Annotated in this window: 22 protein-coding genes, 1 tRNA gene and 1 pseudogene; 11 read left to right on the forward strand and 13 right to left on the reverse strand. The window is 66.8% G+C overall.

Annotated features, from left to right (window positions below; all coding sequences use genetic code 11):
• Positions 1–18: 18 nt before the first annotated feature.
• Positions 19–939, reverse strand: coding sequence for an aldose 1-epimerase family protein (locus ITJ67_RS06190; RefSeq protein WP_194677071.1), 921 nt, complete (start codon positions 937–939; stop codon positions 19–21).
• Positions 940–1,060: 121 nt separating this feature from the next.
• Between ITJ67_RS06190 and ITJ67_RS06195 the strand changes: the two genes are divergently transcribed.
• The gene (locus tag ITJ67_RS06195; RefSeq protein ID WP_194677072.1) at positions 1,061–2,335 is read left to right on the forward strand and encodes an alpha-amylase family glycosyl hydrolase; all 1,275 of its coding nucleotides are present in this window, start codon (positions 1,061–1,063) and stop codon (positions 2,333–2,335) included.
• A gap of 97 nt (positions 2,336–2,432) precedes the next feature.
• On the opposite strand, the gene ITJ67_RS06200 is transcribed toward ITJ67_RS06195, so the two are convergent.
• On the reverse strand, positions 2,433–3,914 hold the full coding sequence (locus ITJ67_RS06200) for an MFS transporter (RefSeq protein WP_228502371.1): 1,482 nt from the start codon (positions 3,912–3,914) through the stop codon (positions 2,433–2,435).
• A 227-nt stretch (positions 3,915–4,141) separates the two neighbouring features.
• Positions 4,142–4,226: transfer RNA gene (locus ITJ67_RS06205), tRNA-Leu, on the reverse strand.
• Between the two features lie 223 nt (positions 4,227–4,449).
• On the opposite strand from ITJ67_RS06205, the gene ITJ67_RS20215 reads away from it, so the two are divergent.
• The 7 genes from ITJ67_RS20215 (at position 4,450) to pknB (ending at position 13,582) form a co-directional block, all read left to right on the forward strand.
• Positions 4,450–5,160 carry an FhaA domain-containing protein gene (locus tag ITJ67_RS20215; RefSeq protein ID WP_104244082.1) on the forward strand — a complete coding sequence of 237 codons (711 nt, stop codon included), beginning with the start codon at positions 4,450–4,452 and terminating at the stop codon, positions 5,158–5,160.
• Positions 5,157–5,741: an FHA domain-containing protein gene (locus tag ITJ67_RS06215; RefSeq protein ID WP_160071173.1), complete on the forward strand. Its 585-nt coding sequence runs from the start codon at positions 5,157–5,159 to the stop codon at positions 5,739–5,741. The genes ITJ67_RS20215 and ITJ67_RS06215 overlap by 4 nt, the downstream gene beginning before the upstream one ends.
• A gap of 2 nt (positions 5,742–5,743) precedes the next feature.
• Entirely contained in the window at positions 5,744–6,994 is a 1,251-nt protein-coding gene (locus ITJ67_RS06220) for a Stp1/IreP family PP2C-type Ser/Thr phosphatase (protein ID WP_194677073.1), read from the forward strand.
• Entirely contained in the window at positions 6,978–8,372 is a 1,395-nt protein-coding gene (locus tag ITJ67_RS06225) for an FtsW/RodA/SpoVE family cell cycle protein (RefSeq protein WP_194677074.1), read from the forward strand. Before ITJ67_RS06220 ends, ITJ67_RS06225 begins: the two co-directional genes overlap by 17 nt.
• Positions 8,369–9,829, forward strand: a complete 1,461-nt coding sequence (locus tag ITJ67_RS06230) for a peptidoglycan D,D-transpeptidase FtsI family protein (protein WP_194677075.1) — start codon at positions 8,369–8,371, stop codon at positions 9,827–9,829. Before ITJ67_RS06225 ends, ITJ67_RS06230 begins: the two co-directional genes overlap by 4 nt.
• Positions 9,826–11,625: a protein kinase domain-containing protein gene (locus tag ITJ67_RS06235; RefSeq protein WP_194677076.1), complete on the forward strand. Its 1,800-nt coding sequence runs from the start codon at positions 9,826–9,828 to the stop codon at positions 11,623–11,625. Before ITJ67_RS06230 ends, ITJ67_RS06235 begins: the two co-directional genes overlap by 4 nt.
• A gap of 184 nt (positions 11,626–11,809) precedes the next feature.
• Positions 11,810–13,582 carry a Stk1 family PASTA domain-containing Ser/Thr kinase gene (gene pknB, locus ITJ67_RS06240; RefSeq protein WP_194677109.1) on the forward strand — a complete coding sequence of 591 codons (1,773 nt, stop codon included), beginning with the start codon at positions 11,810–11,812 and terminating at the stop codon, positions 13,580–13,582.
• Positions 13,583–13,667: 85 nt separating this feature from the next.
• Here the strand turns inward: pknB and ITJ67_RS06245 are convergent, their stop codons facing one another.
• Positions 13,668–13,862: a hypothetical protein gene (locus ITJ67_RS06245; RefSeq protein WP_160071177.1), complete on the reverse strand. Its 195-nt coding sequence runs from the start codon at positions 13,860–13,862 to the stop codon at positions 13,668–13,670.
• Positions 13,862–14,752, reverse strand: coding sequence for a class E sortase (locus ITJ67_RS06250; RefSeq protein WP_160071178.1), 891 nt, complete (start codon positions 14,750–14,752; stop codon positions 13,862–13,864). The genes ITJ67_RS06245 and ITJ67_RS06250 overlap by 1 nt, the downstream gene beginning before the upstream one ends.
• A gap of 151 nt (positions 14,753–14,903) precedes the next feature.
• Between ITJ67_RS06250 and ITJ67_RS19660 the strand changes: the two are divergent.
• Positions 14,904–15,137 (forward strand): annotated as a pseudogene (locus tag ITJ67_RS19660) (cell division protein CrgA); the annotation flags it as partial.
• Between the two features lie 154 nt (positions 15,138–15,291).
• Here ITJ67_RS19660 and ITJ67_RS06260 read toward each other — a convergent pair.
• Both ITJ67_RS06260 and ITJ67_RS06265 read right to left on the reverse strand, forming a co-directional pair.
• A complete protein-coding gene (locus ITJ67_RS06260; protein WP_104300362.1) occupies positions 15,292–16,167 on the reverse strand; it encodes a rhomboid family intramembrane serine protease in 876 nt (291 codons plus the stop codon).
• 21 nt (positions 16,168–16,188) lie between these two features.
• The gene (locus ITJ67_RS06265; RefSeq protein ID WP_104244184.1) at positions 16,189–16,728 is read right to left on the reverse strand and encodes a peptidylprolyl isomerase; all 540 of its coding nucleotides are present in this window, start codon (positions 16,726–16,728) and stop codon (positions 16,189–16,191) included.
• Positions 16,729–16,919: 191 nt separating this feature from the next.
• Between ITJ67_RS06265 and ITJ67_RS06270 the strand changes: the two genes are divergently transcribed.
• A complete protein-coding gene (locus ITJ67_RS06270) occupies positions 16,920–17,465 on the forward strand; it encodes a hypothetical protein (protein ID WP_160071181.1) in 546 nt (181 codons plus the stop codon).
• A gap of 34 nt (positions 17,466–17,499) precedes the next feature.
• Here the strand turns inward: ITJ67_RS06270 and ITJ67_RS06275 are convergent, their stop codons facing one another.
• On the reverse strand, positions 17,500–18,369 hold the full coding sequence (locus ITJ67_RS06275) for a LysR family transcriptional regulator (protein ID WP_194677077.1): 870 nt from the start codon (positions 18,367–18,369) through the stop codon (positions 17,500–17,502).
• A gap of 68 nt (positions 18,370–18,437) precedes the next feature.
• Here ITJ67_RS06275 and ITJ67_RS06280 point away from each other — a divergent pair, with 68 nt between their 5' ends.
• Entirely contained in the window at positions 18,438–19,358 is a 921-nt protein-coding gene (locus ITJ67_RS06280) for an EamA family transporter (protein ID WP_194677078.1), read from the forward strand.
• On the opposite strand, the gene ITJ67_RS06285 is transcribed toward ITJ67_RS06280, so the two are convergent.
• From ITJ67_RS06285 to ITJ67_RS06305, 5 genes are all read right to left on the reverse strand, one after another.
• Positions 19,355–19,813: an NUDIX hydrolase gene (locus ITJ67_RS06285; protein ID WP_160071184.1), complete on the reverse strand. Its 459-nt coding sequence runs from the start codon at positions 19,811–19,813 to the stop codon at positions 19,355–19,357. The genes ITJ67_RS06280 and ITJ67_RS06285 overlap by 4 nt on opposite strands.
• 157 nt (positions 19,814–19,970) lie before the next feature.
• Positions 19,971–20,630: a methionine ABC transporter permease gene (locus ITJ67_RS06290; protein WP_104244057.1), complete on the reverse strand. Its 660-nt coding sequence runs from the start codon at positions 20,628–20,630 to the stop codon at positions 19,971–19,973.
• Positions 20,627–21,679 (reverse strand): methionine ABC transporter ATP-binding protein, encoded by a 1,053-nt coding sequence (locus ITJ67_RS06295; protein ID WP_160071185.1) that lies wholly within the window; start codon positions 21,677–21,679, stop codon positions 20,627–20,629. Before ITJ67_RS06295 ends, ITJ67_RS06290 begins: the two co-directional genes overlap by 4 nt.
• Before the next feature lie 150 nt (positions 21,680–21,829).
• Positions 21,830–22,705: a MetQ/NlpA family ABC transporter substrate-binding protein gene (locus ITJ67_RS06300; RefSeq protein ID WP_104244053.1), complete on the reverse strand. Its 876-nt coding sequence runs from the start codon at positions 22,703–22,705 to the stop codon at positions 21,830–21,832.
• Positions 22,706–22,903: 198 nt separating this feature from the next.
• Positions 22,904–23,797 (reverse strand): LuxR C-terminal-related transcriptional regulator, encoded by an 894-nt coding sequence (locus ITJ67_RS06305; RefSeq protein ID WP_194677079.1) that lies wholly within the window; start codon positions 23,795–23,797, stop codon positions 22,904–22,906.
• Between the last annotated feature and the right edge of the window lie 2 nt (positions 23,798–23,799).

Here is a 23,799-nt window from a genome sequence, read left to right on the forward strand (position 1 = left end):
CCCTGAGAGCCCCGAGCGTCAGATCGCGAAGATGCGCTGCGAGGTCTCGAGCTTCTCGCCTGGCTCGAGCCAGGCGAGGTCGAGGCCGGAGTTGAAGGCGTCGGGTGCGCAGGTCATGGGCTCGACCGCGACGGCCTGGCGGTCCCATTCGATGCCAGGCTGATCGCTCGTGAAGACCTGCACCCACGGTGCGTCCGTACTCCAGGTCATGCCGACGCCCGTGCCGTCGGGGGTCGTGAGCGTCACCGTGGCGATGTCGCCTTCGCCGAAGACATCGGTGAAGGCGTGGTCGATCTCCATCTCGCCGATGCGCCGGGCGGCCCGGAAGTCGAAGGCCCCCGCGACCTCCTCGACCGAGACGACCGAGCCGGGGAGCAGACGTGCGCCGTGGGCGTGCATGAGCTTCTGCGCGGGAGACTCGAGGGTCCATTCGTCGATCTGTCCCTCGCCGGCGACCAGGTACGAGTGGGTGGATGCGCCGGCGGGTGCGGTCCCGGCTCCGACGTTCCGCAGCTCCACGGTCGTGGTGAGGCCGTCGTCGCCGAGCACATAGCTCGTGCGCACCTCGATGCGGAACGGGTAGCCCGTCTGCGGCTCGATCGTGGCCGTCAGCACGACGAGGTCGGGGCGGACATCCTCAGGTGCGAAGTCGAGCCACAGGGCGAGGCCGTGCAGGGCGTGCCCGCGCTTGGGCTCGGAGAGGGGCAGCTGCAGCTCATGCCCGTCGATGCGATACCGGCCGTCGATGATTCGGTTCGGCCACGGGGCGAGCGTCGCCCCCTTGTACGCGGGTCGAACCTCATCCATGTCGAAGGTGTGCACGAGATGCCTGCCGTTGTGCGTGAGCTCGCGCAGGGTCGCGCCGACGCTCGAGATCGAGGCCTCGTAGGCACCGTGCGAGAGGAAGTAGGAGGAGCCTGAGCGCGGGGTGATCGACATCTGTGGGGACTCCTCGGTGCTGTCGGGGGAAGGACCAAGGCAGTCTTTCACGCCGGGGCGAGACGGGCGGGTCGCAGGCACTCAGGGAGTGCTTCCCAGACCGCGTCACTAGCCTGAGACGATGACTCCAGCTCCTCAGCCCTGGCCGCAGACCGCACTCTGGTGGCACGTGTACCCGCTCGGCTTCGTCGGTGCGGACACGGCGGGCACTCCCCGCTCGAGTGCGATCGAGCATCGCCTCGATCGCATCACGGCGTGGCTGGACGAACTCGTCGCTCTCGGCCTCAACGGCTTGCTGCTCGGACCGATCTTCGCCTCGCAGACCCACGGCTACGACACGGTCGATCATCTCCGCATCGACCCGCGGCTCGGCGACGAGGCCGACTTCGACGCGCTCATCGCCGCCTGCCGTGAACGCGGCGTCCGCGTGCTCCTCGACGGAGTCTTCAATCATGTTGGCCGCGAGCACCCGTGGTGGCGCGAGGCCGTCGAGGCTGGCCCCGACTCAGGAGCCGCTGCACGGTTCGCGAGAGGTGCGGATGCGCGTGAGGTCGACGGACTCGCGGTCGACGTATTCGAGGGTCACGACGCGCTCGTAGTGCTCAACCACCAGCATCCTGAGGTCGTCGAGCTCGTCTCGAAGGCCATGGACCACTGGCTGGAGCGGGGCGTCGACGGGTGGCGCCTCGACGCGGCCTACGCGGTGCCGCCCCTCTTCTGGCGGTCAACGATCGACCCATTGCGTGAGCGGTTCCCGGACTCGTGGTTCGTTGGCGAGGTCATCCACGGCGACTACGAGGAGTACGTGCGAGAGTCCGGCATCGACTCGGTGACGCAGTACGAGCTGTGGAAGGCGCTGCGCTCATCCGTGCAGGATCAGAACCTCTTCGAGCTCGACTGGTCGCTGCAGCGGCACAACGACTTCGCGGAGCACTTCCTGCCGATGACGTTCCTCGGCAACCACGACGTGACGCGCATCGCGAGCGCCATCGACGATGAGCGCAACCACGCCATCGCCATCGCCATGCTGTTCTTCTTCTCGGGCGCCCCGAGCGTGTATGCGGGCGACGAGCGCGGGCTCGAGGCGCTGAAGGAGGAGCGGGCCGGCGGAGACGACGCCATCAGGCCTGAGTTCCCGCGCGACCCGAAGGAGTGGCCGGAGAACGCCTACTCGCAGGCGCACCGAGACGCGATCGCGTTCCGGCGCCAGCATCCCTGGCTCGCGACTGCGCGCATCCGCACGGAAGAGCTCGCGAACACGGCGGCACTGTTCATCGCCGAGGGCAGCGAGGGCGAGCGAGCTCTCCTCGCGGTGAACCTCGGCGACGACTCTGTGCAGCTCGGCGGCCGATCCGTCGACGGCCACGGTCTCGAGCGCTGGAGCGACGGCAGCTAGCGACGACGGCTGACCAACTTCAGTGCGGAGAAGCCCCGGATCAGTCCGAGACGACCCGGAATGACCTGTTCAGCACTGAAGTTGGTCAGGGCGCGCGTCAGTGCATCGAGACGAGGGAGTCCTGCTCGGATGATTCCGACGGCACGAGCGGGCGGTCCTTGGTGCCCCTGATCATGAAGCCGGCGATGAGCGCCGCGAGGAGCATGGCACCCGCGGCGGCCAGGAAGACCGCCGAGTAGCCGTTCGTGAAGGCCTGCAGCTGCGTCTCGCCCTCCTCGACTCCCGAAGCAACGGCGTTCGCATAGAACACGGTGAAGACGGAGAGGCCGATCGACCCGCCGATCTGCATGGTCGAGTTCACGGTTGCCGCTGCGGCACCAGCGTCGTGCGGCTCCACGCCCGTGAGCGCGAGGTTCTGCAGTGGGACGAAGATCATCGAGAGGCCGATGCCGAGCAGCACGAGTCCGGGCAGGATGTGCGTGAGGTAGCTGCCGTCCACGGTCACGCCGGAGAGCAGCAGGAGTCCGCCGGCGACGACGATCGGGCCGACGACCATGAACGGGCGTGGCCCGAACTTGGGGAGCAGACGCGCCCAGACAGGGACGCACACGAGGATGACGACGGTCATCGCGACGTTCGCGAGGCCCGCGACGAGCGGCTCCATTCCCATGACGATCTGCAGGTGCAGCGCGAGGTACATGGTGGCGCCGATGAGCACGCTGCCAATGACGGCCTGGATGAGGAACGCGCCGCCGCGCACCCGGTCGAGCACGACCCGCAACGGGAGCAGGGGCTGGGCGACGCGGGTCTCGATCCACACGAATGCGGCGAGGAGTGCAACACCGAGCGCGAGGAAGCCGATGGTCCCGAGGGATCCCCAACCCTCCTCGGCGAGGCTGAACCCGTAGACGAGCGAGCCGAGGCCGAGCGACACGGTGACGGTGCCCCAGAGGTCGTAGGTGTTGTCACCCTCGGCCTTGCTCTCCTTCAGGACGATGAGCGCGCCGATGACACCGGCGATGACGAAGAAGACGTTGACGAGCAGGCACCAGCGCCAGCTGGCGAACTCGGTGAGCGCTCCGCCGAGCACGAGGCCGACCGCGGCCCCGCTTCCGCCGATGGCACCGAAGACGGCGAACGCGGTTGTGCGCTCCTTGCCGGAGGGGAAGCTGACGGTGAGCAGCGCGAGGGCGGCGGGGGCGAGGAGCGCGGCGAAGAGACCCTGGAGTCCGCGGGCGAGGATGAGGTCGAAGGCACTCTGGGCGAAGCCGCCGTAGACCGAGGCGACCCCGAAGCCGATCATGCCGACGAGGAAGGCGCGCTTGCGTCCCCAGTAGTCGGCGACTCGACCGCCGAGCAGCAGGAGCGCCCCGAAGACGAGGGCGTAGGCGGTGACGACCCATTGCCGCTGCACGTCGGTGAGGCCGAGCTCGATCTGCGCCTGCGGCAGTGCGATGGTGACGATCGTGCCGTCGAGCACGACGACGAGCTGGGTGAGGGCGAGCACGGCGAGTGCCCACCACTTGGAGATGGTGCGTGGCGCGGATACGCGCTTGACGGAAGACGCGTCAGAAGACAAGAAAACCCTCCAGGTTCTCAGAAAGCGAGTGCTGGAGGTTTCAAGCCTCGGACCGAGGACGTCGCCGCCTCGACCTACCCGAGCGGCGACGCTCGACAGATCGGCCACCTTAGCAAGTCCTGAAGCTCGACATAAGTCCGCCGATGCGGGTGCGTGCCGGAACGACGAAACCCCCGGAACCGAAGTTCCGGGGGTTTCGTGTTCCCAGTGCTCTTGCTCTGGGACCCTGGTGCGCGAGGGGGGACTTGAACCCCCACACCCGAAGGCACACGGACCTGAACCGTGCGCGTCTGCCAATTCCGCCACTCGCGCCAACCTCCGAGAGATTACCAGACACTGTCGCAGAGTGCGAAACCGGGACGTGGATGCGAGCGTCTCAGACCCGAGGACGCCCACCGGGGAAGCGCCCAGGCAGGGCACCGGAAGCCCATAGCCGAGGCAAAGAAGTCGGACATCCAGCCCAGTGCCGTTAGCATGAAACAGATTCGCGCCACCCGGTGCGGGCTGTTGCGTGCCCTCGAGAACCAGGAGACATGTGGGAATCCTCGACAGATTTGAGCGTGGGCTCGAGCGTCTCTTCAATGGTGCGTTCGCGAAGACCTTCCGCTCTGGGCTCCAGCCCGTCGAGATCAGCGCCGCGCTGAAACGCGAGATGGACACCAGGGCGTCGATCGTCACACGCGACCGCGTGCTGGTCCCGAATCGCTTCAACGTGCAGATGTCGCAGGTCGACTACACGCGCATCTCGCAGATCGCTGGCATCCAGGACGAGCTCATGCGCGTCGTCGAGCAGCATGCCGCGAAGCAGGGCTACCAGTTCTCGGGTGGCCTCAGCATCAAGTTCCTGGAGAACGACTCGCTCTCTGAGGGACGCATCGAGGTCGACTCGCGCAGCGTGCAGGGCCAGGTCGCCTGGGCCCCCATCCTGGATGTCGATGGCGAGCGCATCCATGTGGGCGTCGGATCGACGGTCATCGGGCGCGGCTCCGAAGCCGACATCACGATCGCCGACACCGGCGCGTCGCGGAAGCACGCCGAAGTCGTCTGGGACGGGAAGCGTGCCGGTATCCGCGATCTCGGCTCGACGAACGGGACGAAGGTCAATGGCCGTTCGATCTCCCAGGCGGGTCTCGAGCCCGATTCGACCATTCAGATCGGGCGTCACCGTATTGTGTTCCGGGTGATCCCCCAGGCCGACCCGAGCGACGACACCGGGTACCTCCCGCGACAGGGAGGCCTCACATGACCAGTGAGCTGACTCTCCTCGTCTTGCGCCTCGCCTTCCTGGCCGCGCTCTGGATCTTCGTCTTCTCCGTCATCTACTCGCTTCGCAGCGATCTCTTCGGCACCCGATCGTCCGCCTACAAGCAGGCCATGGAGAAGTCGCGCCAGCAGGTGTTCGCCTCGGCCGACAACGACGCCGCACCGGCACCGGCCGCCGCGCCTGCCGCTCCCGTCCGCTCATCCGACTCGGGTGATGCTGGTCCAGGAAGCCACCGGCCGCCGACTCCCGTGCCCAGTCCGGCTGCGCGCTCCGAGCGGCCGAGCAAGCTGGTCATCACCTCCGGCCCGAAGCGCGGCACGGAGCTGTCGCTGCGCAGCGAGCCGCTCTCGATCGGCCGATCTGGCGACTCCGACCTCGTCATCCAGGACGACTACAGCTCCACGCACCACGCGCGCCTGCTGCTCTGGAACGATGCGTGGATGGTGCAGGACCTCGACTCGACGAACGGCACCTACGTCAACGGCAAGCGCGTCTCCCAGCCGACCCACGTCCCGGTCGGCACGCCTGTGCGCATCGGGACGACGACGTTCGAGCTGCGATAGGCATGCTGGTCATCGCGCGCGCCGGCGCCGTCTCCCATGTCGGCAAGGTCAGAAGCAACAACCAGGACTCCGGCTTCGTCGGCACCAACCTGTTCGTCGTCGCGGATGGCATGGGCGGGCATGCCGGCGGTGACGTGGCGAGCGCGATCGCGGTCAAGCACTTCGCGGAGAACGACGAGCAGTACTTGAGCACCGAAGACGCCGAGCAGGCCATGACGGAGATGCTGCTCGACGCGAACGCCCTCATCGCGGGCGCCGTCGAGGAGCACAGCGAGCTCCGCGGCATGGGAACCACGGTGAGCGCCCTCAGCCTCGTAGGCCAGTCCCTCGTGCTCGCGCACATCGGCGACTCGCGGGTGTACCGGTTCCGCGATGGCTCTCTCGTGCAGATGACCGTCGACCACACGTTCGTGCAGCGGCTCGTGGATGCGGGCCGCATCACGGCGGAGGAAGCGCTCACGCACCCGAGGCGCTCGGTGCTCATGCGCGTGCTCGGCGACGTCGAGACCAGGCCGGACGTCGACACCGAGGTCTTCGACATCCAGGAGGGCGACCGCTGGCTGCTCTGCTCGGACGGCCTCTCAAGCTACGTCGACGAGTCGCAGATCGAGCGCACCCTGGCTCGCATGGACGAGTCGAGCCGCGAGATCAGCGATGACCTCGTGCAGCTCGCGCTCGACAACGGCGCACCGGACAACGTGACCGTGGTGATCCTCGAGATCGGCCCCGAGCCGCTCGAGCCCATGAAGACGCGAGTCGTGGGATCAGCCGCGAACCCGCTTCGCTACTCGGCGAACCTGCAGAAGCGCAGCAACCAGATCATCCCGTCCATCCTGCACCCCCTGCGGCGGCCCGCCCCTCGCCCGCAGGACGAGGAGTTCGTCCCGTTCAGCGACGAGGCGCTGCAGGAGCTCATCGCGGAGGACAAGCGACGAAAGCGCCTCCGGCAGGTCTCGTGGCTCGCGGCGTCCATCGTCTTCCTCGCGGCCGTCGCCGGTGCTGGGCTCCTCGCCTACAACTGGACGCAGCAGCAGTACTACGTCGGTGAGAGCGTCGGCTATGTCGCCGTCTACCAGGGCGTGCAGCAGGGCATCGGTCCGATCACCCTGCACGAGCTCACCGAGACGACCGACATCAAGATCTCGAGCCTGCCTGAGTACCAGCAGTCGCAGGTCGACAAGACGATCAGCGCCGGCGACCGTGAGGCCGCCAACGAGATCGTGGAACGGCTCCGAGATGCCATTCCTGACTAAGTCACGCGAACAGGCGCCCGTCGTGCCCGGTGCCCCGAGGAAGACGGGTCAGGGGCTCCGCAACATGGAGCTCGGCCTGCTGGTCTTCGCGTTCATCATCAACTTCTCGGCGCTGCTGCTCGTGCAGCTCGGCGTGCGCGGCACCTTCGACTTCAACGTCGTCACCTTGTCGGCCATCATCGGGGCGCTGACTCTCGGCGTGAACATCGTTCTGCGCTTCCGCGCGCCGGGCGCCGACCCGTTCATCCTGCCCATCGCGGCGGTGCTCAACGGCCTCGGCATCGCGATGATCTACCGCATCGACCTGAGCAATCCTGCGCTTGAGGGCGTCTTCTGGACTCCCTCGACGCAGCAGATCGTGCTCACGATGCTCGCGGTGGGCGTCGCGATCGCAGTGCTCATCGCGCTCAAGAACCACCGAGTGCTGCAGCGCTACACGTACGTGTTCATGGCCATCGCCATCGTGCTCCTGCTGCTGCCGCTCATCCCGGGGCTTGGCCGTACCGACGTCGCCGCGCGCGTGTGGATCAGCATCGCGGGCTTTTCCTTCCAGCCCGGTGAGATCGCGAAGATCGCGCTTGCGATCTTCTTCGCCGGCTACCTCGTCACGGCCCGCGACTCGCTCTCTGTCGTCGGCAAGAAGTTCCTGTGGATGCGCTTCCCGCGGGTCAGGGATCTGGGGCCGATCCTCGTCGTGTGGGCCGTGTGCATGGGCGTGCTGGTCTTCCAGCGCGACCTGGGAACCTCCCTGCTGTACTTCGGCCTGTTCCTCGTCATGGTCTTCGTCTCGACGGGGCGCCTCTCGTGGGTGCTCATCGGCCTCGGCCTGTTCATCGGCGGCGCGCTCATCGCGGCGAACACGCTCGGCTACGTCGAATTCCGCGTCCACGCCTGGCTCGACCCCTTCGACGACGAGATGTACGAGGCGGATGGCGGCAGCTACCAGCTCGTGACGGGACTCTTCGGCCTCGGTGCCGGCGGTCTCATCGGCAAGGGCCTCGGCTCGGGCAGCCCCGGCACGACCCCCCTCGCGTCGAGCGACTTCATCATCGCGGCCATCGGCGAGGAGCTCGGCATGGCCGGCATCTTCGTCGTGCTGCTGCTCTTCGTGATCTTTGTGGCGCGCGGCTTCCGCATCGGCCAGCAAGGGGTCGACGACTTCGGGCGACTGCTCGCGACGGGCCTCGCGTTCACGATCGCGGTGCAGGTGTTCGTCGTGGCAGGTGGCGTCATGCGCGTCATCCCGCTGACGGGCCTCACGATGCCCTTCATGGCGGCGGGCGGCTCGAGCCTGCTCGCCAACTGGATCATCGTCGCGATCCTTCTCAGACTGAGCGACACCGTGCGTAACGTGCCGACGGAGGCGATCGACGAATGAGCAAGAACATCCGCCTCGTTGGCGTCCTCGTCATGATCATGTTCATGTCGCTGTTCGTGGCGTCCACGAGCATCCAGGTCTTCCAGGCGGAGTCGCTCCGAGACGACCCGCGCAACAGCCGGACCCGCCAGGAGAGCTTCGAGATCCAACGTGGTCCGATCCTGGTCAACGGCACGCCGATCGCGTCTTCCACGCCGGTTGACAGCGAGTACATGTACCAGCGGCAGTACGAGAACGGTCCCCTGTACGCGGCCGTGACGGGGTACTACTCGGTCGACGGTGCATCCACGGGCCTCGAGGGTGCCCTGAACCCCGAGCTCTCGGGCAGCAGCGACACGCAGTTCTTCCAGGGGCTGGAGCGTCTCTTCACGGGCCAGGACCCTGCTGGCGCGGCCGTCGAGACGACGATCGATCCCGTGGCGCAGCAGACGGCTGCGGACGCTCTCGGCGAGTACAAGGGCGCTGCCATCGCGATCAACCCGGCGACGGGCGCGATCCTGGCCATGTACTCGACACCGACCTACGACCCGGCGCTGCTGGCGAGCCACGACCAGACGAGCGTGCTCGAGTCCTACAACGCGCTCCTGGCCGACCCGAACGATCCGCTCAGCAACCGTGCGATCGGCGGTGACATGAACCCTCCCGGCTCGGTGTTCAAGCTCGTCGTCGCCGCCGCTGCCCTGGAAGACGGCCTCGCCACGGCCGAGTCCCCGCTTCCGAACCCGGCGACGCTCACGCTCCCGGGCACCAATGTCTCGGTGAACAACCCGTCCGCCGGCGCGAAGTGCGGAAGCGGCGACACGACGAACCTCCGTATCGCCCTCGAGCAGTCGTGCAATGTGCCGTTCGCGCAGCTCGCCATGGACCTCGGCGCCGAGCGCGTCCGCGAGATGGCAGAGGCCTTCGGCTTCAATCACGAATTCGAGATTCCGATGACGGCGAGCGCGAGCACGTACCCCACGGCGCTCGACGACGATGCGCAGCTCGCCCTGACCGGCTTCGGCCAGTTCGACGTGCGGGCAACCCCGCTCCAGTTCGCGATGATCTCAGCGGCCATCGCCAACGGAGGTGAGGTCATGAACCCGTCGCTCGTCGAGCAGGTGCTCACACCCAGCCTCCAGGAGATCCAGGGACCGGAGATCTCGAGCTATGGCAGGGCCATCAGCGAGGAGACTGCGGCGTCACTCCAGTCGATGATGGAGGGCAGCGTGAACTCGGGCGTTGCCAGTAATGCAAGAATTGACGGGATCAATGTGGCTGGGAAGACAGGGACCGCGGAGAACGGCGAGGGTGAGCCGTACTCGCTGTGGTTCACAGGATTCGCCGAATCGGGCGATACGCAGATCGCGGTCGCGGTAGTGCTCGAAGACGGTGGCGGAATGGGACAGTCTGGGACCGGAAATGGCCTGGCGGCGACGATTGGGCAGCAAGTGATGAAGGCGGTGCTGAGCAGATGAGACCAGCTGCAGGTGTTTCGTTCGGAGACCGATACAAGCTGAGCTCGCGCATTGCCATCGGCGGCATGGGCGAGGTCTGGGAGGCGACCGATCAGGTGATCGGGCGCACCGTTGCCATCAAGATCCTCAAAGACGAGTACATGGGCGACCCCGGCTTCCTCGAGCGCTTCCGCGCGGAGGCGAGGCACGCCGCTCTCGTGAACCACGAGGGAATCGCCAACGTGTACGACTACGGCGAGGAGAACGGCTCCGCCTACCTCGTCATGGAGCTCGTGCCAGGCGAGGCGCTCTCGACCGTGCTCGAGCGCGAGCGCGTGCTGCCGCCCGACCAGGTCATGGACATCGTGTCGCAGACGGCACTCGCCCTGCACGCGGCTCACAAGGCCGGCCTCGTGCACCGCGACATCAAGCCAGGCAACCTGCTCATCACGCCAGACCGCCGCGTGAAGATCACCGACTTCGGCATCGCTCGGATCGCCGACCAGGTGCCGCTCACGGCGACGGGTCAGGTCATGGGCACCGTCCAGTACCTCTCGCCCGAGCAGGCCTCCGGTCACGCCGCGAACCCGTCCACCGACATCTACTCGCTTGGCATCGTCGCCTACGAGGCGCTCGCAGGCAGGCGCCCGTTCACGGGTGAATCGCAGGTCGCGATCGCCATGGCGCACATCAACGACGAGCCTCCGGCACTGCCCGTGACGGTGCCAGAGCCGGTTCGCAACCTCGTGCTCGCTGCTATCGCGAAGAAGCCGGAAGACCGGCCGGTCTCAGCGGAGGTCTTCGCTCGAGCTGCACGCGCACTGCGCGACGGCAACGTCACGCGGGCAGCGCAGGCGGTCCCCGCGGTTCTCGGTTTGACGGCCGCCGACGAGGTCGGTGACGCCACCGCTCCGCTCGATCGCACCGCCATCATGGACGAGGGCGCACGCACGACCGTGCTCGGCACGGCCGCGGGCACGACCGAGGTCATGAAGGACGACTTCGACACGCTCATCGGAGGAACCCCGGTCGAAGGCGCAGAAGAGGATTCGACCTCGCTCGTCTCCCCGGCAGACGAAGAGCGCAAGAAGCCGGCTGCCTGGCTGTGGGTGCTCATCGGAGCGATCATCCTCTTCGCTGCGGCCCTCGCCTGGTTCGCGTTCGCGCTGGTGACCAACAACACCGACGCCGACGCGACGACGACACCCCCGCCCTCGATCACGGAGACGACACCGGTCGAGACTCCGTCGCAGGAGCCGACCCCCAGCGTCAGCACGCCGACCAACGTGTCGATCGCGCAGGCCGACTACCTGGGCCTCGACTACGACACGGCGGCGAACCGCATCTCGGAGCTCGGGCTGACCCCGGCACGCGCCGAGGGCCCGGTCGCGACGAACCAGGAAGACGTCAACACGGTCACGGCGGTCAGCCCGACCGGAACCGTCGACCTCGGCTCCACCGTGACGCTCACCGTGTACGCGAACATGGAGACGCCGAACACCCCGACGACGGCTCCGACCGTCACCGTCAACGCGGCGGGTACGCAGGCGACCATCAGCTGGCCGTCGTTCCAGTGCCCTCCCGGGCAGAGCCTCTCCGCGTACAACGTGAACGTGTCTGGCGCCGAATCCCCGGGCAGCGTGACGGGAACCTCGGTCAACGTCAACGTCAACGACGGCTCGACGATCGTCGAAGCCTCGTACAGCGCCACCTGCGGCTCGGGCAACACGAGTGCCGACTCACCCACGGGTTCCGCGACCGTCCCACAGCCGACGCCGAGCACGTCAACTCCGCCGTCAACCGACCCAGAGGGCTGATCTCGGCGGCCCGGCGGGCGGATGCACAAAGCAACGAATTCGCTCAACTCCATGCATCCACATGGAACGCGCGGTTCACAGCTCCGATGGCACCGATCACTCATTCGCGTCGAGATAAGATCGGCAGACTAACGAGGCTTGAGCTTGGCGAACACTGCCAAGGGGAGAGGAGCTTGCTTCCGTGATGCAGGGCGAACGCACGCTCGCGGGCCGATATGACATCGGTCGGCGTATTGGTCGTGGAGGTATGGCTGAGGTCTACCTCGGGACCGACGAGCGTCTTGGCCGCCGCGTCGCCGTCAAGCTCCTCAACACGCAGCTCTCCGGCGAGCCCGACTTCCGGTCGCGCTTCCGACAGGAGGCACAGGCCGCTGCCCGGATGACGCACCCGACGATCGTCCGCGTCTTCGACGCAGGCGAGGACACGTTCGTGCGCGCCGATGGGCACGAGCTTGTCGTGCCCTACATCGTCATGGAGTACATCGAGGGGCAGCAGCTTCGCGACGTCATGGCCGGTGCCCCGCTCGCCGACACGCAGATCCACGAGTACATGACGGGCATCCTGACGGCGCTCGAGTACTCGCATCGTGCTGGCGTCGTGCACCGCGACATCAAGCCCGGCAACATCATGATCACGCCGGAGGACACGGTCAAGGTCATGGACTTCGGCATCGCCCGGGCCATCTCCGACACGGCGGGCACGATCGCCCAGACGACGGCGATCCTCGGCACCGCCTCCTACTTCTCGCCCGAGCAGGCGAAGGGCGAGAACGTCGACGGACGAAGCGACCTCTACTCCGCAGGCATCGTGCTCTACGAGATGCTGACCGGCAAGGTCCCGTTCCAGGGTGACTCCGCCGTAGCCGTCGCCTACCAGCATGTCACCGAGCGCCCCATCGACGCCAACGAGATCAACCCGAAGGTCTCGAAGGCGATGAACGCGGTCGTCAAGCGCTCCCTCGCGAAGAACCGCGAGGACCGCTACCAGTCGGCCTCGGAGTTCCGACGCGACCTCGACCTCGCGGCACAGGGCATCATGCCTGCGTTCGCCACGAAGGTGGAGGACGACGACCGCACCCAGCTCTTCGGACCAGCCCCCTCTGGCGTGAGCGCCACGGAGTCCGCCTTCAACTCGCTCTCGGAAACCGACGACCGCGCACCGCAGGTGCAGCGGCGTCCCCCAGCGATGTGGATCTGGGGCGCCGCGGCGCTCCTCGTCGTCGTCATCGTGGCCGTCAGCATCTGGGTGTCCTCCCTCCCGCAGGTCGGCCAGCTGCCCGACACGAGCGTCGATGTGCCAGACGTCGTGGGCGAGCAGTGGGACGCGGCGCGCACGACACTCGAGGAAGCCGGCCTGACGCCCGTGCGTGCGGCGCAGACGAGCGATGAGGTCCCCGAGAACCAGGTCATCAGCACGACGCCGGGCTCAGGACTGAGCGTCTCTCCCGGCCAGGAGATCACCGTCCTGGTCTCGACTGGCCCGTCTGCGGTCACGATGCCGGACATCAACGGCATGACCGTTGAGCAGGCGACGGTCGCGCTCCAGGGCGCGGGCTTGAGCGTCGGCCAGATCACGTCAGAGGACTCTCCGACGGTCGCTGCCGGCACGATCGTCCGAAGCGACCCTGCGGGTGGCTCCAGCGTCGCCGCGGGCTCCAGCGTCAACCTCGTGACGTCGACGGGCAACGTGGCGCTGCCTGACCTCATCGGTCAGCCCCTCGAGTCGGCGACCGCCACGCTCCGTGAACTCGGGCTCCTCGCGGTCGTGAAGCAGGACCCGGGCTGCCTCGCGGTCGACGGCGACCCGATCGTGAACATGTCGGTCCCACCAGGACCAGTCGCCCAGCACTCGCAGGTCGAGGTCACCTACTGCACGTCCGTGCCGGCCCCGCCGGAGACGACCGCGCCAGCACCAGAACCCACCTCGAGCGCGGGCCCCTCCTCAACGGAGGAGTAGCGGCGCACGACGACTCGCGAGCAAGGTCGCGGTGACCGCGCAACGCGTTCCGGCTCCTTCCGATGATCGGGAAGAGCCGTCGCCGTCAGGATGCCATTGTCGCTGAGGAGCCAGCGATTCCGAGGCCGACGGTGACGTCGTTCTGGGGCGTGAGCAGTGCATCCGCCCACGGGAACGCGTAGAAGACCAGACCGTAGAGAGCGGCTGCGATCACGACGAGCGTGATCAGGAGCTTGACGGGCCATGGCCCGGGGAGCACACGCCAGAGCGCACCGTACATCAGAGACCCCCTTGCGTGGCGACGGACGCGGCGATCGACGCTGGCGGGCCGTCGGCCCGCGGCGTGAAGCTGTCGAACACCGCGTACCCGATGATGCGCTCTGCCGTCGACCAGAACGGGTTGCAACTCATGATCATCATGAGCCGGTCTGTGCCCGTCTGCTCCGGGTAGCGAGGCACCGAGCCGAGCACGTCGACCTGTGTGGGGGCGACGTACTCGCCGGAACGATACGAGTAGGTGTACCAGCCGTCGGCGGTCTCCACGACGAGTTCGTCGCCGAGCTGCAGCTCGTGGATCTTCTGCATCGAAGCCCCGTAGGCAAGACGGTGGCCCGCTATGGCGAAGTTGCCGACCTCACCGGGCATCTGCGAGTCGGGGTAGTGGCCGATGTTGTTGTCGAGCACCTCGTGCTGTTCGATTCCCTGCGCGATGGGACGGGCGTAGTCGGCCCCCCAGGTGGGAACGTAGAGAATCGCGAAGCGCTCGTTCGTGACCGTCGGCGCCGAGGAGATGGGGATGCCGATGGCCGGGTCCGTTGTGGTCACGGTCGTCGCTTCTTCACCGCCATCCGCGAGCACCTGGCTGAGTTCCTGCCCGGCCTGGTTCTGCTCATCGCCGACGATGAGGTCGTTGAGCCAGTACTTCCACCCGACGAAGAGCAGGACGACGACTCCGAGGGTCATGAGCACTTCACCAGAAACGCCGATGATGCTGAGCCGCCGCCTCGGCTTCGAGCCCGTGACCTTCGACGAGTCCTCGCGCTGCCGGGATGCAGCCTGCTGCTCTCGGAGGCGTCGCTCGGACCTGGTCTCGTAGCCGTCGTCGGCCGCGAGGAGAGACTCGATCGAGGTCGTCCCGTCGTCTCGTCCGGGCCGTTCAGCAGATGGCATAGGAGCAATCATAGATAGGATGGCCCGCATGTCTCGTGAGAAGTCCAGCGACTCCAAGTCCGACGAGCCGGAGAAGAAGACTCCGGCCGGTACGAAGAAGCACCGTTCCTCGGAAGCGTCCGCAGCTGCGGCCGCTCTCGCGGCGACGGAGAAGCAGCGTCGGCAGAAGCGCGCCTCCGGGGTGAGCGACAGCGACGAGCGCAACCCGAACCCGGTCTGGTTCAAGCCGCTCATGTTCGGCTTCCTGCTGCTCGGGTTCCTCTGGATCATCGTGTTCTACCTGACGAGCGGTGCTCTCCCGATCGCCGAGCTCGGCTCATGGAACATCCTCGTGGGCTTCGGCATCGCGTTCATCGGCTTCATCATGACGACGAACTGGCGTTAGCAGCCCCAACAAGTTATCCACAGGGTCTCGAATGACAGCTGTGTAATTCATCCCCAGGTGTGCATAACCCTGTGGATAACTCTCACACAATACAGAGAAGCCGCGCACCCGACCGGATGCGCGGCTTCTTTGGTCCTGCGAAGCAGACGGAGGGCTAGCCAGCTACCGCCAACGGCAGCTGGGAGACGCTGACGGTGGCACCCACGACGATGAGCACGCCGAGGGCCGCCACTATCCAGAGCCCCTTCTGTGAGGGCTTCGCCGATTTCGACTCCCAGAGGAACAGCCAGGAGCACAGCGCTCCCGTTACGAGCCCACCAAGGTGCGCCTGCCAGGCGATGCCCGGGATCACGAACCCCATGACGACGTTGATGCCGACCAGCACGATGAGCGACATCGTGTTCATCCGGGCCTGCCGCATAACGACGAAGTACGCGCCGAAGAGACCGAAGACGGCACCGGAGGCGCCGAGCACCGTGGTGTTCGGGGCGACCAGCGCGATCGCGAGCGAGCCACCGAGCGCACTGACGACATAGAGCGCAGCGAACCTCAAGTGCCCGTAGACCTGCTCGAGTACCCGACCGAAGATCCACAGCGTCAGCATGTTGAACGCCAGGTGGAAGACGGTGGAGTGCGCGAACGCCGAGGTCAGCATGCGCCACGGCTCGAACGCCCCGCTACCCGCGTGAGAGTAGATGCCGTGGTAGACGAGGATGCCCGTGAGCCAGTCCCCCGTCACCTGCTGCAGCAGCCAGAGGACCGCCGAGATGCCGATGATGGCGTAGGTGACGAGCGGACGCTGATCCTGCCCGAGCCGTCGCAGCCGCGTGCGGGCCGAGGGCCGCTGTGCGGCCTTGGCCTTCGCGTTCGCTTCCCGGATGCACTCCGGACAGATCACGCCGACTGGCGCGAGTGTCTGGCATTCGGGGCACACGGTGCGCCCGCATCGCTGACAGAGCACGAAGCTCTGTCGGTCTGGGTGCCGGTAGCAGAAGTTCTCACGCTGCTGCGACAGCTCGGGTGATGTCATGCGGGGAGTGGCTTCTGGAGGTTAGAGCTGCTCGACGGTGACGCTCTCGATGACGACGTCCTTGAGCGGCTTGTCGCGGCCGTCGGTGGGGACCTTCGCGATCGCGTCGACGACGGTGCGCGACTCATCGTCCGCGACGCGGCCGAAGATGGTGTGCTTTCCCTGGAGCCAGGGAGTGGGGTCCGTCGTGATGAAGAACTGCGAGCCGTTCGTGCCGCGTCCCATCTGCTTGCCGGCGTTCGCCATAGCGAAGATGTAGGGCTCGTTGAAGTTGAGCTCTGGGTGGATCTCGTCGTCGAACGCGAAGCCGGGACCGCCGGTGCCGGTGCCCGTGGGGTCACCGCCCTGGATCATGAAGTTGGGGATGATGCGGTGGAAGATCACGCCGTCGTACAGAGGCGTGCTCTTCGTCTGGCCGTCACGAGGGTCGGTCCATTCGAGCTCACCCGTGGCGAGGCCCACGATGGTCTTGACCGTGTTCGGCGCGTGGTTGCCGAAGAGCTCCACCTTGATGGGGCCGTGGTTCGTGTTGATCGTTGCGAGTGCAGTGGCGATTGACATGCTGGTCATCTTTCCATAGCCCCCCGACTTCTCTCCTCCCTGTCCGCCGACAGCGTGCGGTGATTCAGGTTCCGTGTGGCAGAAGCGTGCCAAGATATGCAGTACCTACTTGTCAACGTCCGGAGGTACCAATGGCCCTTTCACGGAAGCAGTCGCGTGAACTCAAGCGTCTCCGCAAGGACGCAACAAACTTGTGGAGCGAGCAGCAGTCTGTCATCGAGCACGCTCGAGGCATCCTGCAGTCGGCAGGCGTGAGCGCGAAGGGCTTGGCTGAGTCCGAGCTCGTGCCCGCGCTGCAGAAGAGCTACGACAACAACGTCCGCCCCAGCTTCGACCGCAGCTACAACGCCGCGCGCGACAAGTACGAAGACGCGAGCGTCCGCTTCAACGGCAAGGTCCTTCCTGTCGTGGCCGGTCTCTCCGGCTCGCTTGCCGGCACGGTGAGCAACCTCGCTTCGAAGAACGACGACTTCAAGGACGCCGCTGGCACCGCGAAGAAGGTCTCGAAGGAGCTCAACTCGCGCGCCAAGAAGGCGTCGAAGGCGTACGACAAGAAGTACAACAGCTCCGGCGTCGGTGTCGGTGGCTGGCTGCTCATCGGTGCAGGCGTCGCCGCTGTCGCAGCCGTGGGCTATGCCCTCTGGCAGACCTTCCGTGCAGACGACGACCTGTGGATCGCCGACGAGGAGCTCGACGCTCCCGTCACGACGGTCTCGCCCGCGTCGGCAGCGAACTAGTTCTCGCCGCACACATGCACGACTGGCCCCGCACTCACCTGGTGAGCTGCGGGGCTTCGTCGTAGGCGGCGACGATGACCTGCGCGAGCGCGTCCGCCACTGCTGGTTTGGCACCTCGCCACCACGCGAGTCTGACCTCGATCGTCGGGGCGTCCCGCAGCGGTCGGTAGGCGATACCGGGTCGCGGATGCTGCGCCGCCGTAGCCTCGCTTGTCACCCCGTAGACGTCGCCGTCCGCGATGAGGGTGAGCCACTCGTCGAGCGAGCTCGTGGGGATGAAGACCGGGGCGCGTTCCGCCGGCCAGAGCGAGCCGACCGTCGTGCCGGTGCGTGCATCCACCGCCATGGTCTTGCCGGCGAAGTCGTCGAGGAGCAGCGCCCTGCGTCTGGCGAGCGGATCGTCGTTCGCGAGGACGGCGACGCGTCGTTCCTCGCCGAGGCGGACCGTCTCGATTCGGGGATCACGGGGAACCGTGCGGAACACGGCGAGCTCGACCTCGCCGTCGAGGAGCCCCGCCGTCGCGGTGTTGCTCTGCCGGAAGACGAGGTGCGACTCGGGATGCTGCGCTCGCCAGGCGCGCTGCACGGCACCGGTGTGCGCGCCGAGGGTCGACCAGGCATAGCCGACTCGCACTTCCCGCGTCGTCTCGGCGACCTCGTCGCTGATGAGACGCACCTCGAGCAGCACCCGGCGGGCGCGGGTCAGGACACGCTCGCCGAGTGGCGTGAGCGCGACGTGTCGAGTCGACCTGGAGAGCAGTTGGGCTCCGAGCTGCGTCTCGAGGGCGAGGATCGCCCGGGAGACGGCCGCCTGCGAGCAGTGGAGCTCGATCGCCGCATCGGTGAAGGTTCCCGTGTCGACGACCGCGGCGAGGGCGCGCAGGTGACGAATCTCCAAACTCATGCGTCCAGCGTATAACTCACGCGTGTCGCGCATTTCTGGGCCTGCGGGGGCGGGGTCACCATTGGCTCATGACAGGAACCGGGAGAACGGCCTCCGCTGCCGCACCACGCAGCGTGGTGACGGGTGCGGCGATGCTGACCGGAAGCGGGCTCTCGAACCAGCTCGGCGCGGCACTCGGCGCCCTGGCCTTCGGACCCCTCGGCACCTCGGGCGTCGTGGCCATCCGCCAGCTCGTGTCCGCAGCCATCCTCCTGCCTATCGCGCGCCCTCGCCTGCGGAGCTTCACTTGGGCGCAATGGTGGCCCGCACTCCTCCTCGGCGTCGTCTTGGCAACCATGAACCTGTCCTTGTACGGAGCCGTCGACCGCATCGGGCTGGGGCTCGCCGTGACCCTCGAGTTCCTCGGACCCCTCGCCGTGGCCCTATGCGCATCCCGAACGAGGGCCGATCTCCTCCTCGCGGCAGGCGCCGCTGTCGGCGTGTACGTGCTGCTGCTCCCAGACGCGTCGAGCGACGTCCTCGGCTACGCCCTCGGACTGCTCGCGGCGTGCTGCTGGGCGAGCTACATCCTGCTCAATCGGATGCTCGGCGGTCGCCTGAGCGGCCTCCAGGCACCCGCCACGGCAACGCTCGTTTCGAGCCTGTTGACGCTCCCGATCACGGTGCAGCTGATCGCGGAGGGACGGCTCCTCGGCTGGCCACTGCTGCTGGCTGCGCTCTCCGGTGTGCTGTGCTCCGTCATCCCGTACTCGATCGACGTCATCGCGCTCCGCTGGGTGACGACGAGGTTCTTCGGGGTGTTCATGAGCATCAACCCGATGTTCGCGGCACTCGCCGGCGTCGTGGTGCTCGGGCAGGTGCCCGTAGCGCACGAGTGGGTCGGGATGGCCATGATCGTGGCTGTCAACGCAGTCGCCGTCTCTCGCAACCTCCGCGGGTCTCGTGTCGCCCGCACGCCCCGTGACGGGGTCGCACCCTCCAGCGCCTAGCGGGGGGCCCGAATCGAACGCAGGTGCCCGTTGGCCGGACGCTCCTCATGGAGCCTGAGCCCCACATCCACGAGCGACACCGTGCGGAGCGCGGCTATCTCATCGAGGTCGAACCAGCGAGCCTCGTCCGTCGAGCCGCCCCGCTCGTTGCGGAGCTCGCCGCTCACGATGCTCGCCTCGTAGACGACCCGAACCGACTGCATGGGCGTCTTGCCTGGCTCGAGCCGGTCTCGGCCCGCGATGATGTGCGAGTCGATGCCGAGGAGCCGGTCGATGGACGCGTGGTAGCCGGTCTCCTCCCAGATCTCACGAACGACGCCGTCGATCGGATCCTCGCCGGGGTCGGTGCCACCGCCGGGCAGGGTCCAGCCCGAACGGCCGCGGTCACGCCAGTGCGCGAGGAGGATCTGCCCATCGCGCACGATGACACCGTAGGAAGCGAGTCGTCGATGCACGGAACCTCCAAAGATCTCTGCCGAGGTCTCGAGGTCAGCGGCCTGATGCCTGGGCCGACCCGAACCACGGGCGCTCGCTATCGTACGCCGACGCGCGCCGGGCCTCCGCACAGGGAGGCACCGACGCGCGATCGACGGGCGCTGGCATCTGCCCGGATCAGCGACGCAACGTCTTGCGTGCTGCCCAGTTCCCGAGGAACTGCAGACCCTGCACGATCACCACGATGACGATGACCGCAGCCCACGTGACGGCCGGGTTGAACTGGCGGTAGCCGTATTGGATGGCGAAGTCACCGAGACCGCCTGCGCCGATGGCACCGGCGATCGCCGACATGTCGACGAGAGCGACGACCGCGAACGTATAGCCGAGGATGAGGGGCCCGAGCGCTTCGGGGACGACAACCGACCATACGATCTGGAAGCGCCCGGCTCCCGCGGACCGTGCTGCCTCCACCACGCCTGGCGACACCGTGAGCAGGTTCTGCTCGACGAGGCGCGAGATCCCGAACGTCGCAGCGAGCGACATGGCGACGATGGCCGCTTCTGCCCCGATCCCCACGCCGACGATCATCCGCGAGACCGGCTGCACGGCAGCGATGAAGATGATGAACGGGATGGGTCGGAAGAAGTTCACGATGATGTTGACGATCGTGCTGACGACCGGCTGCTCGTAGAGGTTGCCCTTGCGCGTCAGATACAGCAGCAGGCCGACGAAGAGTCCGCCGACGCCACCGAAGACGAGGCTCAGGGCCACCATGTAGAGGGTGGCGCCTGTGGCTTCGAAGAGCTTCGGCAGCAGGTCGATCACATCGTTCATGCGGCACCTCCAGCATTGGTGTCCTGGAATTCCGTCACGACGGCGAGTTCCCTGATCTGGTCGAGCGCTCTGCGCTGCGCTGCGGCATCACCCTGCAGGGCGAACGTCAGATCGCCGAACGACCTCCCGCGGATCTCGTTCATGCCTCCGTAGACGAGCTCGACGGTGATGCCTGCCTCGTGCAGGATGCGCAGCGCCTGGCCCTGGTTCGTCCGCCCGTCGCGGAAGCTCAGCGTCACGAGAGTTCCCGGGTGTCGCGCATTCAGGTCGGACCGCAGGGCAGCATCCGGAACTCCCTGGACGACCGTCGAGACGAACCGCTGGGTCGCGGGCGCCTGCGGGTTCGCGAAGATATCGAAGACCTCGCCCTGCTCGACGATCTTGCCGTGCTCCATGACGGCGACGTGACTCGCGATCTCCTTCACGACGTCCATCTCGTGGGTGATGACGATGATCGTGACCCCGAGCTCCTGGTTGGCCTTCTTGAGCAGCTGCAGCACATCGGCCGTGGTCTGCGGATCGAGGGCGCTCGTGGACTCGTCGGCGAGCAGGATACTGGGGTTCGTTGCGAGCGCACGGGCGATGCCGACACGCTGCTTCTGACCGCCGGAGAGCTGGTCGGGGAAGGCGCGGGCCTTCTCGGAGAGCCCCACGAACTCGAGGAGTTCGGCGATGCGCTTCTCGCGCTCCGCCTTGGGGGTCTTCGCGACGCGCAGCGGATACGCGACGTTGCCGGCGACGTTGCGGGAGTTGAAGAGGTTGAACTGCTGGAAGATCATGCCGATGCCCGCGCGCACCGAGCGCAGCTTCGTCTCGCTGAGCGTCGTGATGTCGACGCCGTCGACGTGGATGCTGCCGGACGTGGTCGGCTCGAGCGCATTGATGAGGCGCACCATGGTCGACTTTCCAGCCCCCGAGTAGCCGATGACCCCGTAGATGTCGCCGGCCTCGACGTTGAGTGAGACGCCGTCGACGGCTCTGGTCGCCGGGGCTCCGCGCTTCGGCGACGGATACTCCTTGACGACGTCGGTGAGTGTGATGAGGGCCATGTGTTCGCTCTCGCCTTCTTCACGGTCGAACCGTGTGGGTGGTGCTGGTGGACGCCGTCGGGACGCCGTCCGTCGGTGCAAGCGAGATCGCCGCCCGAGGCCTGATGATCATCATCGGGTCTCGGGCGGCGAGCACGCGAGCGGTGGGTTCTAGCCCTGTGCTTCGATCTCGGCGACGAGCTCGTCGAGCGTCGTCTGCAGCTCATCGACGGGGGTCTTCGTGAGCACGGCGGTGTCGCCGAACGTCTCCTTGACCGAAGCCGCGACTGCCTCGGAGTTCTGGTAGATCTCGACCAGCTTCAGGTAGTTCGCGTTGTCGGCGTTCTCGGCCGACGTGACGAAGATGTTGATGTACGGGAACGCGGAGGCGTTCTGGGGGTCATCGCGAGTGAGCGCGTCTTCCGTCGTGAGGCCTGCGTTCTCGACGAAGTCGTTGTTGATGATCGCGCCGGCGAGGTCGGGCAGCGAGGTCGCCGTGAGCGAGGCCTCGAGCTCGGTCACCGTGACACGCGACTCGGGGAGCACGTCGTCGAGGGTCGAGAACGGCGAGCCGCCGTCCTTGAGCGAGATGAGACCGGCTTCCTGGAGCACGAGGAGGCCACGTGCGCGGTTCGACGCGTCGTTCGGCACTGCAACCTCGGCGCCGTCCGGGATGGCCTCGACGGAGTCGTACTGCGAGGAGTAGAAGCCGAGGGGGTAGATCGCGGTCGAGCCGATCGGCACGAGGTCGTCGCCGCTGGCGGCGTTGTGCTGCGCGAGATAGATGATGTGCTGGAACGCGTTGACGTCGAGCTCACCCTCGGTCGTCGCCGGGTTCGGCTGGTTGTAGTCCGAGAAGTCGACGAGCTCGACCGTGAGGTCCTGAGCTGCGGCCTCCTCGACGAGCACCTCCCAGTAGGGGTCGGATGCGCCGACGACGCCGAGCTTGATGGTGTTCTCATCGGATGCGCCGGTAGAGCACGCGGAGAGGCCTCCAACGAGGGCGATCGCGCCGATTGCTGCGGCGATCTTGGTGAGACGTGACATGGAGGAGGGTCCTTTCAATGCGGCGCGCAAGCGCCGGCCATCCTCTAAGGCTCTAGAGGGCCTCGCAAGAAGAGCCACGAGGCGTCGCAAGAATAAGAGAACAGCGGGTCTCCGCGCCGATACATCCTGACACGTTGCGTAACAGTCCACTGACGGGGTCATGAACGCAAGAATGTTGCTCTCGGGTCGGCCTTCAGTTCAGGGGAGGAGCCCTAGCTGCCTCGCCTTGGCAAGAGCCTGGTAGCGAGAGCTCGCATCCAGCTTCGTCATTGCGGTACCGAGGTAGCTCTTGACGGTGCTTTCGGTCAGGATCAGCTTCCCGGCGATGTCCCGATTGGAGAGTCCGAGGGCGATCTGCCCGAGCACGTCGAGCTCCCTCGGCGAGAGCCTGACCGGTTCCTCGGCCGACTCGAGAGCTCTCGAGCGCTCCCGATCACGGGGGTCACCGTGGTCTCCGGCAAATCTGACCAGTCGCTCCTCGACGCCTCGAAGGCGCGCGCGAACCCGCGCGTCGCCGAGCATCGACGCGACCTCGCGCAAGTCGGAGAAGGTGCCTCTCAGCTCCTCGAGCTGGGATGCGGTGAGCCCGCCGGAGCCCAGCCCGGAGATGCTCGCGGACCCCACCCGCATTCGGCGCCTCAGCTCGTCTCGCAGACGCAGCTCATCCTCGACCCTCTTGCCGAGCGCGACAGCTTGACCGAGGGACATCGACTGGGAATCCGGAGCCGCGCGGAACCCGCCGTAGAGCACGCCCCGGACATGCTTGTCGACGATGACCGGAACCGCCATGAGGCTCTGGACCTGCTCAGACAGGACCTGCACGTCGTAGTCGTGGGTGATGCGGCTGCTTCCTCGGTAGTTCGTCGTGACCTTCGCGCGACGCTCCAGCATCGCGCGACCGCCGAGACCACGGCCGAGCTGCACTCGCAACCCGACCAATCCGCGACCCTGATTCCCGCAGATCGTGTGGACATTCGTCGTGTCGCGATGGGTGGGTCCGCCGAACGAGAGTGGACACCCCGTGGACTCGCGCAGGCGGGCGACAGCCTCGGCGAAGACATCCGCTTCAGTGGCTGCCTCTGGGAACATCATGT

The organism is Pseudoclavibacter sp. VKM Ac-2867 (assembly GCF_015351275.1).
GTDB lineage: Bacteria > Actinomycetota > Actinomycetes > Actinomycetales > Microbacteriaceae > Pseudoclavibacter.

Excerpts from the sequence above, each read along its gene's own strand:
- ITJ67_RS06190 (WP_194677071.1), bottom strand. The coding sequence starts at position 939 with ATGTCGATCACCCCGCGCTCAGGCTCCTCCTACTTCCTCTCGCACGGT.
- ITJ67_RS06195 (WP_194677072.1), top strand. The coding sequence starts at position 1,061 with ATGACTCCAGCTCCTCAGCCCTGGCCGCAGACCGCACTCTGGTGGCAC.
- ITJ67_RS06215 (WP_160071173.1), top strand. The coding sequence starts at position 5,157 with ATGACCAGTGAGCTGACTCTCCTCGTCTTGCGCCTCGCCTTCCTGGCC.
- ITJ67_RS06220 (WP_194677073.1), top strand. The coding sequence starts at position 5,744 with ATGCTGGTCATCGCGCGCGCCGGCGCCGTCTCCCATGTCGGCAAGGTC.
- ITJ67_RS06225 (WP_194677074.1), top strand. The coding sequence starts at position 6,978 with ATGCCATTCCTGACTAAGTCACGCGAACAGGCGCCCGTCGTGCCCGGT.
- ITJ67_RS06230 (WP_194677075.1), top strand. The coding sequence starts at position 8,369 with ATGAGCAAGAACATCCGCCTCGTTGGCGTCCTCGTCATGATCATGTTC.
- ITJ67_RS06235 (WP_194677076.1), top strand. The coding sequence starts at position 9,826 with ATGAGACCAGCTGCAGGTGTTTCGTTCGGAGACCGATACAAGCTGAGC.
- pknB (WP_194677109.1), top strand. The coding sequence starts at position 11,810 with ATGCAGGGCGAACGCACGCTCGCGGGCCGATATGACATCGGTCGGCGT.
- ITJ67_RS06245 (WP_160071177.1), bottom strand. The coding sequence starts at position 13,862 with ATGTACGGTGCGCTCTGGCGTGTGCTCCCCGGGCCATGGCCCGTCAAG.
- ITJ67_RS06250 (WP_160071178.1), bottom strand. The coding sequence starts at position 14,752 with ATGCCATCTGCTGAACGGCCCGGACGAGACGACGGGACGACCTCGATC.
- ITJ67_RS06260 (WP_104300362.1), bottom strand. The coding sequence starts at position 16,167 with ATGACATCACCCGAGCTGTCGCAGCAGCGTGAGAACTTCTGCTACCGG.
- ITJ67_RS06265 (WP_104244184.1), bottom strand. The coding sequence starts at position 16,728 with ATGTCAATCGCCACTGCACTCGCAACGATCAACACGAACCACGGCCCC.
- ITJ67_RS06275 (WP_194677077.1), bottom strand. The coding sequence starts at position 18,369 with ATGAGTTTGGAGATTCGTCACCTGCGCGCCCTCGCCGCGGTCGTCGAC.
- ITJ67_RS06280 (WP_194677078.1), top strand. The coding sequence starts at position 18,438 with ATGACAGGAACCGGGAGAACGGCCTCCGCTGCCGCACCACGCAGCGTG.
- ITJ67_RS06290 (WP_104244057.1), bottom strand. The coding sequence starts at position 20,630 with ATGAACGATGTGATCGACCTGCTGCCGAAGCTCTTCGAAGCCACAGGC.
- ITJ67_RS06295 (WP_160071185.1), bottom strand. The coding sequence starts at position 21,679 with ATGGCCCTCATCACACTCACCGACGTCGTCAAGGAGTATCCGTCGCCG.
- ITJ67_RS06300 (WP_104244053.1), bottom strand. The coding sequence starts at position 22,705 with ATGTCACGTCTCACCAAGATCGCCGCAGCAATCGGCGCGATCGCCCTC.
- ITJ67_RS06305 (WP_194677079.1), bottom strand. The coding sequence starts at position 23,797 with ATGATGTTCCCAGAGGCAGCCACTGAAGCGGATGTCTTCGCCGAGGCT.